This is a genomic window from Pseudomonas fuscovaginae SE-1 (genome assembly GCF_000364705.1).
In the GTDB taxonomy this organism is placed as follows: domain Bacteria; phylum Pseudomonadota; class Gammaproteobacteria; order Pseudomonadales; family Pseudomonadaceae; genus Aquipseudomonas; species Aquipseudomonas fuscovaginae_A.
The window spans coordinates 1-12,871 of sequence record NZ_AQOH01000095.1 but is presented as its reverse complement, the minus strand read 5'-3'; the positions used below and the strand labels follow the sequence as shown (position 1 = coordinate 12,871).

General features: G+C 63.5%; 17 protein-coding genes. 7 read left to right on the top strand and 10 right to left on the bottom strand.

Going from position 1 to position 12,871, the window contains the following annotated elements:
• Positions 1 to 140: 140 nt before the first annotated feature.
• From K675_RS0110760 to K675_RS0110750, 3 genes are all read right to left on the bottom strand, one after another.
• Positions 141 to 578 (bottom strand): HIT family protein, encoded by a 438-nt coding sequence (locus K675_RS0110760; protein ID WP_017903530.1) that lies wholly within the window; start codon positions 576 to 578, stop codon positions 141 to 143.
• A gap of 322 nt (positions 579 to 900) precedes the next feature.
• Entirely contained in the window at positions 901 to 1,107 is a 207-nt protein-coding gene (locus tag K675_RS0110755; RefSeq protein ID WP_017903529.1) for a hypothetical protein, read from the bottom strand.
• Between the two features lie 161 nt (positions 1,108 to 1,268).
• A complete protein-coding gene (locus K675_RS0110750; protein ID WP_017903528.1) occupies positions 1,269 to 1,484 on the bottom strand; it encodes a TOBE domain-containing protein in 216 nt (71 codons plus the stop codon).
• A 245-nt stretch (positions 1,485 to 1,729) separates the two neighbouring features.
• Between K675_RS0110750 and K675_RS0110745 the strand changes: the two genes are divergently transcribed.
• Entirely contained in the window at positions 1,730 to 2,551 is an 822-nt protein-coding gene (locus K675_RS0110745; protein ID WP_017903527.1) for an aldo/keto reductase, read from the top strand.
• Between the two features lie 31 nt (positions 2,552 to 2,582).
• On the opposite strand, the gene K675_RS0110740 is transcribed toward K675_RS0110745, so the two are convergent.
• Positions 2,583 to 3,215: a hypothetical protein gene (locus K675_RS0110740; protein ID WP_232434419.1), complete on the bottom strand. Its 633-nt coding sequence runs from the start codon at positions 3,213 to 3,215 to the stop codon at positions 2,583 to 2,585.
• Between the two features lie 227 nt (positions 3,216 to 3,442).
• Here K675_RS0110740 and K675_RS0110735 point away from each other — a divergent pair, with 227 nt between their 5' ends.
• The 3 genes from K675_RS0110735 to K675_RS0110725 all read left to right on the top strand — a co-directional run bounded on the left by K675_RS0110735 (position 3,443) and on the right by K675_RS0110725 (position 5,556).
• Positions 3,443 to 3,802, top strand: a complete 360-nt coding sequence (locus K675_RS0110735; protein ID WP_017903525.1) for a VOC family protein — start codon at positions 3,443 to 3,445, stop codon at positions 3,800 to 3,802.
• Between the two features lie 174 nt (positions 3,803 to 3,976).
• On the top strand, positions 3,977 to 5,086 hold the full coding sequence (locus K675_RS0110730; RefSeq protein ID WP_017903524.1) for a saccharopine dehydrogenase family protein: 1,110 nt from the start codon (positions 3,977 to 3,979) through the stop codon (positions 5,084 to 5,086).
• Positions 5,083 to 5,556, top strand: a complete 474-nt coding sequence (locus tag K675_RS0110725; RefSeq protein ID WP_017903523.1) for a hypothetical protein — start codon at positions 5,083 to 5,085, stop codon at positions 5,554 to 5,556. Before K675_RS0110730 ends, K675_RS0110725 begins: the two co-directional genes overlap by 4 nt.
• On the opposite strand, the gene K675_RS0110720 is transcribed toward K675_RS0110725, so the two are convergent.
• Positions 5,544 to 6,743 carry a CynX/NimT family MFS transporter gene (locus K675_RS0110720; protein WP_232434418.1) on the bottom strand — a complete coding sequence of 400 codons (1,200 nt, stop codon included), beginning with the start codon at positions 6,741 to 6,743 and terminating at the stop codon, positions 5,544 to 5,546. The genes K675_RS0110725 and K675_RS0110720 overlap by 13 nt on opposite strands.
• 78 nt (positions 6,744 to 6,821) lie before the next feature.
• On the opposite strand from K675_RS0110720, the gene K675_RS0110715 reads away from it, so the two are divergent.
• Complete coding sequence (locus K675_RS0110715; RefSeq protein WP_017903520.1) at positions 6,822 to 7,637, top strand: AraC family transcriptional regulator; 816 nt, start codon at positions 6,822 to 6,824, stop codon at positions 7,635 to 7,637.
• A gap of 67 nt (positions 7,638 to 7,704) precedes the next feature.
• Here K675_RS0110715 and K675_RS0110710 read toward each other — a convergent pair whose 3' ends face one another.
• Positions 7,705 to 8,031 carry a hypothetical protein gene (locus K675_RS0110710; protein WP_017903519.1) on the bottom strand — a complete coding sequence of 109 codons (327 nt, stop codon included), beginning with the start codon at positions 8,029 to 8,031 and terminating at the stop codon, positions 7,705 to 7,707.
• 126 nt (positions 8,032 to 8,157) lie between these two features.
• Here K675_RS0110710 and K675_RS30620 point away from each other — a divergent pair, with 126 nt between their 5' ends.
• Both K675_RS30620 and K675_RS0110700 read left to right on the top strand, forming a co-directional pair.
• Positions 8,158 to 8,829, top strand: a complete 672-nt coding sequence (locus tag K675_RS30620; RefSeq protein WP_017903518.1) for an ATP-binding protein — start codon at positions 8,158 to 8,160, stop codon at positions 8,827 to 8,829.
• An 83-nt stretch (positions 8,830 to 8,912) separates the two neighbouring features.
• Complete coding sequence (locus K675_RS0110700; protein WP_017903517.1) at positions 8,913 to 9,242, top strand: hypothetical protein; 330 nt, start codon at positions 8,913 to 8,915, stop codon at positions 9,240 to 9,242.
• 14 nt (positions 9,243 to 9,256) lie between these two features.
• Here K675_RS0110700 and K675_RS0110695 read toward each other — a convergent pair whose 3' ends face one another.
• From K675_RS0110695 to K675_RS0110680, 4 genes are all read right to left on the bottom strand, one after another.
• Positions 9,257 to 9,940: a hypothetical protein gene (locus K675_RS0110695; protein ID WP_017903516.1), complete on the bottom strand. Its 684-nt coding sequence runs from the start codon at positions 9,938 to 9,940 to the stop codon at positions 9,257 to 9,259.
• Between the two features lie 456 nt (positions 9,941 to 10,396).
• Positions 10,397 to 11,179 carry a cyclase family protein gene (locus K675_RS0110690; RefSeq protein ID WP_017903515.1) on the bottom strand — a complete coding sequence of 261 codons (783 nt, stop codon included), beginning with the start codon at positions 11,177 to 11,179 and terminating at the stop codon, positions 10,397 to 10,399.
• Positions 11,176 to 12,162 (bottom strand): NAD-dependent epimerase/dehydratase family protein, encoded by a 987-nt coding sequence (locus K675_RS0110685; protein ID WP_017903514.1) that lies wholly within the window; start codon positions 12,160 to 12,162, stop codon positions 11,176 to 11,178. The genes K675_RS0110690 and K675_RS0110685 overlap by 4 nt, the downstream gene beginning before the upstream one ends.
• The coding region (locus K675_RS0110680) for a fumarylacetoacetate hydrolase family protein (RefSeq protein ID WP_017903513.1) at positions 12,153 to 12,871 on the bottom strand (719 nt) is incomplete at its 5' end. The genes K675_RS0110685 and K675_RS0110680, both read right to left, overlap by 10 nt.

Below are 12,871 nucleotides of genomic sequence, written 5' to 3'. Positions count from 1 at the left end.
GAAGATTTGCGCCGGATATAGGTTCTACGTGCGATATAGGCAGGCCAACTTTCTGGCTATAGACGTGGACGCGCAATGACAGACAAAGAACCGCACCTGGACAGCGACTCCCCAGCCGGCTGCCACAGGCTACATTTTCTTCAGAGTCGTTCGAGGGCCGAGCGAATCAGTTCGGCACGCTCACCCAACACCTGCGGGCTGGCCAGGGCGATATCGCCGTGGGCGAGGTCGAAGCCATCGCCGACGAATCGGGCAATGACGTGCAGGTGAGCATGACCGACGGTCTGCCCGGCCACCGCACCATCGCACAGCAGCAGGTTGATACCCTCGCAAGGTTGTCCGTCGAGTTGCAGCCCGCTGTTGCGCAAGGCCGTCGCCACGCGCTGGCCGACCACCATCACCTGGCCCGCGGTTTCCGGAGGAATATCGCCCAGGCCGTCGGCATGGGCCTTGGGAATGACCAGCACATGACCGGGAGTGATCGGCTGAATGGAAAGAAAGGCCAGGCACTGTTCGTCTTCATGGACGATGCTCGCGGGTGCCAGCTTGGCGACGATAGCGCAGAAGATGCAGTTCACGACTTAGCTCCCTCTAATCGTTATATGCAGACCCCTGGAACGCTCTGGCTCCGGGCTTGCTAGGCTGAATCCCTTACAGACCCATACCGCTGATCGAACAGCTTGGGGCGAAAATACGCCGAGGCTTGAACGGCTGTACACGCGAGTTTTGAAATTTTTTGTATCCGGCGTCCTGGAAAAGGCCCTAAGGCGCTGATTTGTTCTAAGAAAACCGCCCAAAGGATATTCACCGCCCCACGGCTCAGCGCAAAAAAATCCGGAGCCCTCACGGACTCCGGATGCTTCATCGGTTCGGTGGCCTCAACGCACCACCGGCAACACCTTACGCCAGTTTTTTCAGGCGCGGCCTGGCCTTGGGAAAATAGGGGCGCCTCAACAACCCGCTCGGTGCCGACTGACTGGGCCGACTCGAAGCCTCCTGCACTGGCGCCTCTCCCCCGAACTCGGCGACATAGGGCGTCTGCCCGCAGCGCACCAGGTTGTTGATCGGGAACTCATCGCCATTGTCTTCCATGTAAGCCTTTCTCATGGGGCCACTCCTTTCCAAGGTTGATCACCGCCGGCAGGCAGCCGGCGCCTCAAAAACCTTCAGCGTAGACCAAGGACAGCGATCCGCAGGCTCTGGCACAAGGTTCCGACGAATGACCGCCCGGTCACGTCAATCCTTGCAGAGCTGCCCGGCGCGGCCAGTCATAGCTTGGCGATGGACACTTCGGTGGATTTGACGAAGGCAATCACCTCGCTGCCAACCGACAGCTCGAGGTCGCGCACCGAGCGCGTGGTGATCACCGACGTGACGATGCCCGCAGCGGTTTGTACATCGATCTCGGACAGCACCTGGCCGAGGTTGATTTCCTTGATGACGCCACGGAACTGGTTGCGGACGTTGATAGCCTTGATGGTCATGGGCAGCTTCCTGTGTGGGAGAATGGCACGCACGTCGTGCGCCGTGTGACCAAGGTGCACCCTTCGCGAAAAATTCAAAAGGAATTAATAATAATCATTTTATTCCTTTAGGAAATAAGCGCACAAATCGCCCCGCCTACTCGTCGATCCTGGCTAGAATCAGACTCCAGAAACCCGCACGGTGGAACCTCGCGGACCGGCCGTTGCCCCATATGGATAACCCCCGCTTTCCCAAGGAGGCTCCCATGCGAACGCTCGATCTGGCCGGTGTGGCCGTTCCCGTCATCGGTCAGGGCACCTGGCGCATGGGCGAGGACCACCAGCAGCGGCCCCATGAGGTCCGCGCCCTGCAAACCGGCATCGACCTGGGCATGACCCTGATCGACACCGCCGAGATGTACGGCGAAGGCGGCGCCGAGGAAGTGGTCGGCCAGGCCATTGCCGGGCAGCGCGACAAGGTATTCCTGGTCAGCAAGGTCTACCCGCACAACGCCAGCCGCAAGGGCATTCCCCTGGCCTGCGAGCGCAGCCTCAAGCGCCTGGGCACCGAGTACATCGACCTGTACCTGCTGCACTGGCGCGGCCAGTATCCGCTGGAGGAAACCGTCGAGGCCTTCGAGCGCCTGCGCGAAAAGGGTCGGATCGGCCGCTGGGGCGTATCCAACTTCGATGTCGACGACCTGCAGGAACTGGCCTCGCCGTTCTGCGCCACCAACCAGGTGCTGTACAACCTGGAGGAGCGCGGCATCGAATTCGATCTGCTGCCCTGGTGGCAACAACACCACCTGCCGCTGATGGCCTACTGCCCGGTCGGCCAGGGCGGCGCCCTGCTCGACAGCCCGACGCTGCAGCAGATCGCCGCGCGCCACGACGCCACCCCGGCCCAGGTCGCGCTGGCCTGGGTGATCCGCCATGAAGGTGTGCTGGCGATTCCCAAGGCAGTCAACCTGGAACACGTGCGGCTCAACGCCGCCGCCGCGCAACTGCGGTTGGACGAGCATGACCTGGACGCTATCGATCGGGTGTTCATGCCGCCCAAGCGCAAGCACCGGTTGGCGATGGTGTGAGCCCACCACAGACCCGGATCGATGCAACGCATCACTCCACACATTGCTTGGGTGTGATCGCGCCTGCGTCGCCATTGGGATCACGTGGGGATCTTCTGCTGGAACTGAACTCAACCGGATATGGCCCGGTTGCAGCCACCGCCGACTTGAGCCGTGCAACGAAGGTTTCGGCGTCCGCCGCATAGAAAACCCACATCCGTTGTTGTCGGGAAGACTGGGTACACAACCACGCTCCCGTGCCATCCCTCTTCACGCTCCATGACATCAGGCTGTCCAGCTGCTTCATCCGCATAAGGTCCACGGGTCTGCCCCGGGTATCCGGGGAAGCATTCCTCCAGATCACCTTGACCTTGAAGGGAAACGCCTGGTTTTGAGCAACAGACATGGACTCGGTGATTTCATAACTGGCGTCGCCGCCCGCGGCCGGGAAATCGGATGCCAGCAACGGCTTACCCTTTGCTGTGGTACTGATTTGCATGGGCCGGGAATAGGCACCGGTATCATCCATCAGGGCCCTGAACGCCATTTCCTTCATGGCGGCCCTGTCTGCCACGCAGGCCCGATACTCGGCACTGGCAGGCGATCCTTCATCCAGGCAGGCATCACGATAGGCCGCCACCGGTTTGTGCGTGCTGCAGCCGCTGACCAACAGAGCGACCAACACCGAGGCGTGAAGCCTGGTCCGGATACAAACCAGGCCACGGAATGGATGGGTATCAATGCACTGCAAGAGTGAAACTCCGATAGAAAGCAAGGTGGGAATCACCAGACAGAGCAATCCTGCCAACCTCCAGGCAGGACTATTAGCCAGCCAGCGGGCAGCAAGTACCTGCTGAAGGTTGCACTCATCGGTTAGACTCGCCGCCCACATTCGACAACAGGGAAGTCAGCATGAGTGTTCGAGGCACGGATCGGCAGATCGACAACATCGAGTTCAACGTCAGCGACATCGCGCGCAGCAAGGCCTTCTATGGCGAGGTGTTCGGCTGGAGCTTCGTCGACCATGGCCCCAGCTACACCGAGTTCAGCGACGGCCGCCTGACCGGTGGCTTCACCACCGGAGAGCCGGTGCGGCCAGGTGGGCCGCTGGTGATTCTCTATGGGCGGGATCTCGAGGCGATCCAGCGGAAGATCGAAGCCGCGGGCGCGACCATCAGCCGGGCACGGTTTTCGTTCCCCGGTGGCAGCCGCTTCCACTTCATCGACCCGGATGGCTACGAGCTGGCGGTCTGGAGCGACCAGCAGCCATAGTATGGTACGCGGTCCCTGTGGGACCGGCTTGCTGGCGATAGTGAACTGTCAGGCGAGAACTTCGCCAACTGATGCACCGCTATCGTCAGCAAGCCGGCTCCTGTTGCCCCTCTTTTCTTGTCCACCCCGTGACCCCGTATACTGCCGCCCTCTCCCCTCACTCAAGGATGAATCGTGCGTATCATCGTCATCGGCGGCCTGGGCAATTTCGGCGCGCGTATCTGCCGGCGCCTGGCGCTGGAGCCCGGCCTGGAACCGATTGCCGCCAGTCGCAGCGCCAGCGCGGGCCGGCACCCATTCGACAATGGTCAGACCGTCGCCACCTTGCGCCTTGATATCGAGGCCAGCGATTTCGAGCAACGCCTTGCCGAAGCCAGGCCGGACCTGGTCATCCACTGCGCCGGGCCCTTCCAGGGCCAGGACTATCGGGTTGCCCTGGCGGCATGTGCCGCCGGCGCACACTACATCGACCTGGCCGACGGCCGCGACTTCGTCGACCGTTTCGCCGCCAATGTCGATGCGCAGGCACAGGCGGCCGGTGTCCTGGCCGTCTCCGGTGCCAGCAGCGTACCGGGTCTCTCCTCTGCGGTAGTCGACCACCTCGCCAGCTCGTTTTCCCGCCTGGATGGCATCAGCATCGCCATCGCCCCGGGCCAGCAGGCACCCCGGGGCGTGGCGACCATCCAGGCGGTATTCGGCTATGCCGGCCAGGCCTTCGACCGCTGGAATGACGGTGCCTGGGTCAAGCGCCATGGCTGGCAGGACATCCGCGACTTCCACTTCACCGGCATGGGCCGGCGCTGGGGCGCGGCCTGCGACGTGCCGGACCTGGCGCTGTTCCCGAGCCGCTACCCCGGAGTACGCGACGTCGAGTTCCATGCCGCACTGGAACTGCGCCTGGAACATGCGGGCCTGTGGCTGGCGGCAGGCTTGCGGCGCCTGGGCATACCACTGCCGATCAGCCGGTTCGCCGCACAGCTGGATGCCTTGTCGAGAAAGGCCCTGGACCGCTTCGGTAGCGACCTGGGCGCCATGCGTGTTCAACTGCGCGGCCTGCGCCAGGACGGCACGCCCGGCAGCCTGACCTGGCAACTGACCGCGCCCGGCGGCCATGGCCCGGAGATTCCCTGCATGGCTACCGTACTGCTGGCCTGCAAACTGGCGAAGGGGCATATCGACCAGCGTGGTGCGATGCCCTGCATGGGCCTGTTGCAACTGGAAGAGTTCGAACCGGAATTCCAGCGCTGGAATTTCACCTCGGCGATGGTCGAGGGTGCTCGGTGACACAACGTCGAATCACGCTGGTCATGCCCGCCAGCGCAGCCGACGCCTTCGAGGCGTTCCACAACCATGAGGTACGCCGGCAGTGGGACACTCTGCTCTCCGCCGCCGGGGTTGAAGGTGGTGGCAGTCATCCCTACATCGGCGCCATCACCTTCAACCAGGGGCGCGGCTGGAAGCGCCACTTTTCCCTGCGTACCCGCTTCGTCAACTACGTGCCATCCAAGGTCGCGGCTGCGGTGCTGGTCGAACCGGCCGGCTGGTTCCACGGGTGGGCCGCGTCGATGCGCCACCGTGACTTGGGCAACGACACCTCGGAGCTGATCTACACCTTCAACGTGCAACTGCGACCACGCTGGCTCGGCTGGCTGCTGGACCCGCTGGTCAACCGCATTTTCGAACATGAAACCCGGCAACGCTTTGCTGCGATGGCCGGGTACCTGCGCAACAGGAAGGACAATCAAGCCTGCTGATGCCTGTGCGGCTTGAGCAACGGCGTCAGCACCAGCATCGCCAGCGAGGCCGCGACCAGCAGGCCGTAGGAGGCCTCGAAGGTGCCGGTGTGGTCACGCAGGAAGCCGAAGGCGAAGGGGCCCAGCGCCGCCACCAGGTAACCGATGAACAACATGAAAGCAGTCCACTGCCCTGCTTGTTCATGGGTGTGGGTGTTGTCCAGCGGCAAGGTCATCGCCAGGGCGAAACAGCTGCCCTGGCCCAGGGCGATGGCGACGATCGGCAACGCACCGAGCAGGCCCGGGGCCAGCCAGAGCGCTGCAGCCCCGGCGGCCGAGAGCATGGCCGACCCGCCCAGCCAGGCACGGCGATCCGGCGTGGAACGGGTCATGACCCCGGAAACGAAACTGCTGATCGCGATAATGGCCGCGAACAGGCCCAGGTTGAGCCCTGAACCCAGGCTGTTGATCGCCAGCTCGCGACTGCTCTCGCCCACCCAGGCGAAACAGGCGTAGCAGACGAACTGGCCCAGGCCGAAGTACACCGCGATCAGCCAGGCCCGGCCGCGGCGAAATGCCGGCTGGCTGACCGGGCTGCTGGCGCCTTGCACGGCCTGCGGCCGGGACGGGAATACCGCCGCCAGGCGCTGCCAGCTGATCATGGCGAACACGCAAGGCACCGCCCAGATCCCCGCCGCCAGGCGCCAGCCACCTTCGACCAGCGCCACGTACTCGCTGCCCACCGCCGCCAGGGTGGCCCCGATGCCCAGGCCGGCGGCGTAGATGCCCATGAGCATGGCCGCATGACTGGCGAAGTGACTCTTGATCCAGCCGCCGATCAACGGCCCCGAAATGGCGACACCGACACCCACCAGGAAGGTCGAAAACAGCAGGCTGGCCGACGACCCGGCGAAGGCACGCAGGACCATCGCGGCGCCGAGCAGGGCCAGGGAGAACAGCACCACCCGATCATTGCCGAAACGGCGGCCGACGCGCGGAGTGAAGATGGCGAACAGGCCCATGCACACGTCCGGTATCGCTGTCAGCAACGCCGCCTGGGCGTGCCGCAGGCCGAACTCGGCCTGTATCGCGCCGACCAGCGGCCCGACCGAGACGATGCCCGGGCGCAGGGAAAGCGCCAGGATAAACAGGCCGAGGCCCGCCATGAATTCGATTGCTCGTGTTCTCTGTGCCACTGCGATTGACATGCGCTGCCTCCAGATCTCTATCGCTGAACTGATTTCTGTGGCAAATACTAATTTCGCCATCGACCTGGACGGTTTTGCATGAATGCCAACATTCGTCGCCAAAGTGACAGCCTCAAATCCGAGGGGCACAGCGACGACTATCACGACTACCAGGACCTGCCCCGGGTGATCACCGCCTTCTCCCGCGATCAGGCGGCGGGCAGCTACAACGCGCCGCACAGCCATCCACGGGGACAATTCCTCTACGCCAGCAAGGGCCTGATGCGGGTCGCCAGCGAACATGGCATCTGGTACATCCCGCCCCAGCGTGGGCTGTGGATTCCGGCCGGCGTGGTGCATGACCAGGTGATGCTCAGCGACACACGGATGCGCACGATCTACATCGAGCGCAGCCAGGCCGGGCTATTCGGCGAGCGGGTCAAGGTGATCGAGGTCGACACGTTGCTGCGCGAGCTGATCCTGGCCCTGGCCGAACAGCCGATGCTGTACCCGGACGATCTGCCCAACCGCAGCATCGTCGCGCTGATCCTGCACAAGCTGGAACATTCGCGGACGGTACCGCTGGAGATTCCCTGGCCGCAGGACCGTCGGCTGGTCACAATCTGCCAACAGATCCTGGAGGAGCCGGGCCGGGCGCAGACCATCGAGCAATGGTCAGAGGTGGTGGGCGCCAGCAGCCGGACCCTGATCCGGCTGTTCATCAGGGAGACCGGCATCACCTATCGGCAGTGGGTGCAACAGGTCCGGGTGGCTCGGGCCTTGACCCTGCTCGAGGCCGGAGAGCCGGTCAATCGCATCGCCGACAGCCTGGGCTTCGCCAGCCCCAGCGCCTTTTCGGCAATGTTCAAGCGCCTGCTGGGCGAGTCACCCAGGGACTACGTGGAGCGGGGTTGAGCACTGCCGGTCCCGCCCCGTCCCATGGCAAGCCGGGAAACCGTCGAAACGGCGAAGGGAGCCCAGGTCAGATGGGCTTGATGGAAACCACCTCGAAATAGCGGAACTTCTTCTTTTTCGCGGCGGCCTTGGCCTCCTGCTCGGCAGTGAAGGTGCTGAGGGTATTGGCGTCATACACCAGCTCTTCTATCTCGCCTTCGAACTCCCTGGTCGCATGCAGGATCACCCGCAGCCTGGGCGACAGCGCCTTGGCCACAGGCCGGCGTTTGGGCGCAGCGGCAGGCGCGACGACCACCTCGGGTTCGGGGGCTTGCGGGGTGATCGGGTCGGCACTTGGACGCGAAGAGCCGAAAAGCGCCAGGCGCATCTCCTCTTCGCTCAGGTCATTGCTCATTGCGGGTGTCTCGATTACAAGTAGGCAACTGGATATGTAGTAAGCTAACGAACTTTACCAGAGTTGTCGGTCGACTGCTGAGATCGTTGTCACCGTTTGCCTTCCTCCGTGCAGCATCAGACGTCTTTGGCAATCAACCTGGCAAGAAACCCGGCCCTGCGCAGGCGGTCGGCAGATCGGCGCGCCAGACGTCCAGCGGCAGTTGCGCGGCCCCCACTGCTGCTGATCGAGCACGTCCAGCAGCGCACCGTCCAGCACACCCTCTGGCCGACACTGATCGGCCTGCCGATACTGGTGCTGGTGATCTGGGCACTTCTGGGCTGGGGACTTCGGCCGTTGCAACGCCTGCACCGCCACCTGCGCAACCGCGCGGTGGAAAGCCTCGAACCGTTGCAAGCCGGGCCGTCGCCACCGGAATTGCAGCCGATGCGTGCCACGCTCGAGCACCTGCTGGAGCAACTGGGCGCCGACCCTACCGCTCTCTCCATCCTGCTGCGGAACCTGGTGGGCAATGCGCTGAACTTCGCTCCGGCGAGGAGCGAAATACAGATCGTGCTTGAACGCGCCGGCCCCTGCACGATGCTGCGAATCATGGATGAAGGACCGGCCGTGAGCGACGAATTGCTCGATCGCTTGTGCGACCGTTTCCACAGTGCCGGCAACCCACAGAGCGCAGGGCTGGGCCTGTTGATCGTCGAGGTGATCGCCCGCCGCCTGGACGCCAGCCTGGCGTTCCCCCATCGCCCCCGAGGAGGATTGAGCGTGGAACTGCGCCTGCCGACACCGACACCGGGTTGAGCGCAGCAGGCAAACTGATGGCCCCGCGACCGTTCAGCAACAGCCAGAATCACTTTATTTTCAGGCAGTTAGGTTGAGCATAAATGCGAACGGTATGGACCACGCTGATCTCGTTTTCCCTGGCAGGCGTTGCACTGTGCGCCAACGGCAAGGAGCTGAAGGCCAATGACCGCTACATGTGCAGTTGGGGCGCCGGCACCGCGGCCCGGGCGCAGGAGTTGAAGCTTTCGGGGGTATCGCTGTACGCCGCGCGACAGAAGATCCAGGCCTACAAGTTCAGCAAGGGCTGGATGCGCATGATGGCCCTGGGCATTACCGAACAGACCTACGACAGTCAGTCGCGGCTCAAGCCCGAGGCCATCCGCCGCGGTTTCTACGAGGATTGCGTCAAGTACAAACTGGCACGTCGCTGACTCGGAGCGGCGGCTCAGTTGCTCGCCATGCGCTCCACATTGCCCGAGTTCACCAGCGCCTTGAGCGAGGCATCGAACTGTTTCAGGGCATCGACCTGCAGGTCGCGCTGCTGGCTGATCTGCGCGGCGATTTCCGGCGCCGCCTTGCCCTTGACCCACACGGACGACAGTTGCTTGCCGGTGGAGCCTTCGGCCTGGCCGATGTATTGCAGGTTCGAGTCATAGAACTTGGCGATGAAACGGGCCTCGAACTGGTTGTTGCGCTTGGTCACCAGGCGGCTGTAGGTATCCAGCATCACCACCACGTCGGGACGGGCCTGCACCACCGCATCGAGGTTGTCGTAGACGGTCACCGAAGCGAACTGCTTATGCAACGAGGCCTTGAGCCAGTCGATCGCCAGTTTCGGGTCCGAGCTGCTGACGAAGGCGCTGCTGATGCGCGAGTCGAGGGCATCGTTCTTCGCCCCGTTCAGCGCCACGCTGTGGTAGCGCTCCAGGTATTCAAGAGTATTGACAGTGTTTTCGCTGTAGAGCACGCCGACCGAGCGTGCCTGCTTCAGACTCAGGCCACTGTCGGCCACCGGCAGGAAATGGCAGGCCTGCTCGTCACGGGGGCTCTCGGCGGCCTGGGTGGGAAAGGTGGTGGCGATACCTGTGGTGAGGACGGCGACAAAAGCCAGCAGGGTTGAAATTTTCATCGCTCGGGTTCCTTCGGAAGCAGGTTCGGTATGCCGCTATCTTCCTCTTTCGCCCAAAAAACAGAACTTGCGTTTTTTGATGGTCACTATCAACCGAACGAATGATGGAAGGCAGCGAGCTGCAAGGACTGACCATTTGCGCCGACCACGAACCTCCTTCCCTGGCAGTAGGCCGTGCTACTGCTTGCGCAACTGCCACACAACGGCTGCAGATACAGGCCTCAGCCTAGCAGAGCGCCAGCGCGGCGTAGGTTTTTTCTGACGACTTGGACAGCCTGTGTTCAATAATCGGCAATGACCGGAGCAGATCTATAACCCGCTGTGCTATCTAGTCTGCGATCCAGCACTGTTGCGTCTGAACAACGGCTTTTGCCGAAGGTTTCGCGGCAAACGGAGATCCTGTCTCGCCAATGCGCCCATGAGCTCGCTTTAGCCGGGCAAGCCCACATCGATCCACTACTCGAAGATCGCCACCGCCCGAACAAACCCCGCAGAGGCATGGCGAATCTTGTACGGGAAGCAACTGACCAGAAAGCCGGACGCCGGGAGTCGCTCCAGATTGGCCAATTTCTCCATCTGCCCATAGCCGATGTCACGACCGGCCTTGTGCCCTTCCCAGATGATCGAGGCATCCCCCGTCGCACAGAAGCGTTCGCGGGTGTACTTGAACGGCGCGTCCCAGCTCCAGGCATCAGTGCCGACCACCCTCACCCCTCGCTCCAGCAGGTACAGCGTGGCCTCACGCCCCATGCCCACACCCGCTTCGAGATAGCCTGGCTGACCGAACAGGCTGCCCGCACGGGTATTCACCAGCACGATGTCCAGCGGCTGCAACTCATGACCGATGCGCGCCAGTTCGTCCGCGACCTGCGACGCCGTGACCACGTGGCCATCCGGCAGGTGACGAAAATCCAGTTTCACCCCCGGTTGCAGACACCACTCCAACGGCAGTTCATCGATGCCGAAGGCCGGCTTGCCACCGTCGGTGGTGGACGCGTAATGCCACGGAGCATCCATGTGCGTGCCACTGTGGGTGGTGATCTGCAGGCGTTCCGCTGCCCAGGACTCATGCCCCGGCAGGTCTTCCTTGCGCAGGCCGGGAAACATCGCCGCCATTTCCGGCCAGCCCTGCTGATGGTCCATGTAGTCGATCCTGGGCAGCAGCGGTGGCGGATCGGTATGGGGGTTGTTGTCCAGGGTCACGGACAGGTCCAGCAGACGACGTGTGTGCAGGCTCATGCGGAAACTCCTTTACGGGTGGTCGCGCGGCGGCTGCGGCGCACAGGCAGGTCGAGAGCGTTGCTCAGCAGGCCGGCCACCGAGCCGTCGTGGCTGAAGCCCAACTCACGGGCCTGAGGGGTACGCAGCGGTGGGTAGCGGCCGAACAGCGCTTCCAGTTGTGGGTCGGGGGCGAAATCGATGCGCGCGCGGTTGGCTTCGCCAAAACGGGCTGCCAGTCCCGCCAGCACCTGGGCGACGGAAAGGTGCAGCACCGGCGACTGCCAGATGCGCTGGCTGCCCGGGTTCTCCAGCTCGGCAGCGTGCACCAGGTTGTCCACGCAGCAACGGGCAGACATCCACCAGGCGCACGCCTCGGGCGACACCGGGCAGGTATAGGCCTCCCCTGACGCGTAGGCGTGCAGCAAGTCGCTCATGAACGCCGAGCGCAAGCCGTTCGGCTCGCGTGGACGAGCGACGATGCCGGGCAGGCGCAGCGCACGGCCGTCCACTTCGCCACGCCGGGCCAGGTCCTGCAGCGCAATTTCCACCATGCGCTTGTGCGCGGCATAGGACAGCTGCGGTGAAGTCGGGTAATCCTCATCCATGCGCGCCGGCAGCTCCCCGCCGTAGACCGCAACGCTGCTGGCATACACCAGCACCGGCGGGCAGTTCGGCTTGCGCAACTGGTTGAGCAGTTCCAGACTGGCCTGCAGGTTCACCTGGTAGCCCTGCTCGTACTGGGCCTCGGCAGCCCCGCCCGGCACACTGACCAGATGAAAGACCACATCGACACCATCGGCCAGCACCCGGCGCAGCAAGGCCGGGTCGGTAACGCTGCCGTCATGACGACGCAAGCGTGCATCGTCGGGCAAGTCCTCAAGCCTCTGGTCCAACAGCAACAACGCCTCGATACGTCGACCGCGTAGCTCGCCGCTCTCCAGAAGACGGTTCACCAACTGGCGCCCGACGAAGCCATTGGCCCCCGTGACCATCACACGCATGACCCGCCCCCCTGCACGACACGCTGGTCAATGGCGCCGAACAGCACCTCGCCCTCGGCACCAAGCGCCTCCATCCGGACCCGATCGCCAAAGCGCATGAAGGGCGTGCGCGGCGCGCCGTGAGCGATGGTTTCGATGGCGCGGCGCTCGGCGATACAGGCTGACCCCACGGAGCGATCGGCGTTGGAAACGGTGCCGGAACCGATCAGCGTGCCCGCGCCCAGCCGGCGTGTCAGGGCGGCATGGGCGATGAGCTCATGGAAGCCGAAATGCATGGCGCCGCCATGGGGATGGCCGAACCACTCGCCGTTCCACTCCACCTTCAGGGGCAGATGCACACGACCGTCGCGCCAGGCATCACCCAGTTCATCCGGCGTGACCGCCACCGGGGCAAAGCTGCTGGCCGGCTTGGCCTGGAGAAAGCCAAACCCCGTCTTCATCTCCCGCGGTGCCAAGGCGCGCAGGCTGACATCGTTCAGTTGCAGCACCAAACGCACATGCTGCAAGGCGTGTTCAGCCGGACACCCCATCGGTACGTCGCCGACCACTACGGCGAACTCGCCTTCGAAGTCGATACCATGGGCTTCACTGGGCAAGGGGATGTCCACGCACGGTCCCAGGAAATCATCGCTGGCGCCCTGATAGATCAAGGGCGTGTGTTCGACGCCCTCGATGGGCTCCAGGTTGAAGGCTTTCTGCATCAGCTCGC

Excerpts from the sequence above, each read along its gene's own strand:
- K675_RS0110685 (WP_017903514.1), bottom strand. The coding sequence starts at position 12,162 with ATGCGTGTGATGGTCACGGGGGCCAATGGCTTCGTCGGGCGCCAGTTG.
- K675_RS0110710 (WP_017903519.1), bottom strand. The coding sequence starts at position 8,031 with ATGAGCAATGACCTGAGCGAAGAGGAGATGCGCCTGGCGCTTTTCGGC.
- K675_RS0110715 (WP_017903520.1), top strand. The coding sequence starts at position 6,822 with ATGAATGCCAACATTCGTCGCCAAAGTGACAGCCTCAAATCCGAGGGG.
- K675_RS0110755 (WP_017903529.1), bottom strand. The coding sequence starts at position 1,107 with ATGAGAAAGGCTTACATGGAAGACAATGGCGATGAGTTCCCGATCAAC.
- K675_RS0110735 (WP_017903525.1), top strand. The coding sequence starts at position 3,443 with ATGAGTGTTCGAGGCACGGATCGGCAGATCGACAACATCGAGTTCAAC.
- K675_RS0110745 (WP_017903527.1), top strand. The coding sequence starts at position 1,730 with ATGCGAACGCTCGATCTGGCCGGTGTGGCCGTTCCCGTCATCGGTCAG.
- K675_RS0110690 (WP_017903515.1), bottom strand. The coding sequence starts at position 11,179 with ATGAGCCTGCACACACGTCGTCTGCTGGACCTGTCCGTGACCCTGGAC.
- K675_RS0110750 (WP_017903528.1), bottom strand. The coding sequence starts at position 1,484 with ATGACCATCAAGGCTATCAACGTCCGCAACCAGTTCCGTGGCGTCATC.
- K675_RS0110720 (WP_232434418.1), bottom strand. The coding sequence starts at position 6,743 with ATGTCAATCGCAGTGGCACAGAGAACACGAGCAATCGAATTCATGGCG.
- K675_RS0110695 (WP_017903516.1), bottom strand. The coding sequence starts at position 9,940 with ATGAAAATTTCAACCCTGCTGGCTTTTGTCGCCGTCCTCACCACAGGT.
- K675_RS0110700 (WP_017903517.1), top strand. The coding sequence starts at position 8,913 with ATGCGAACGGTATGGACCACGCTGATCTCGTTTTCCCTGGCAGGCGTT.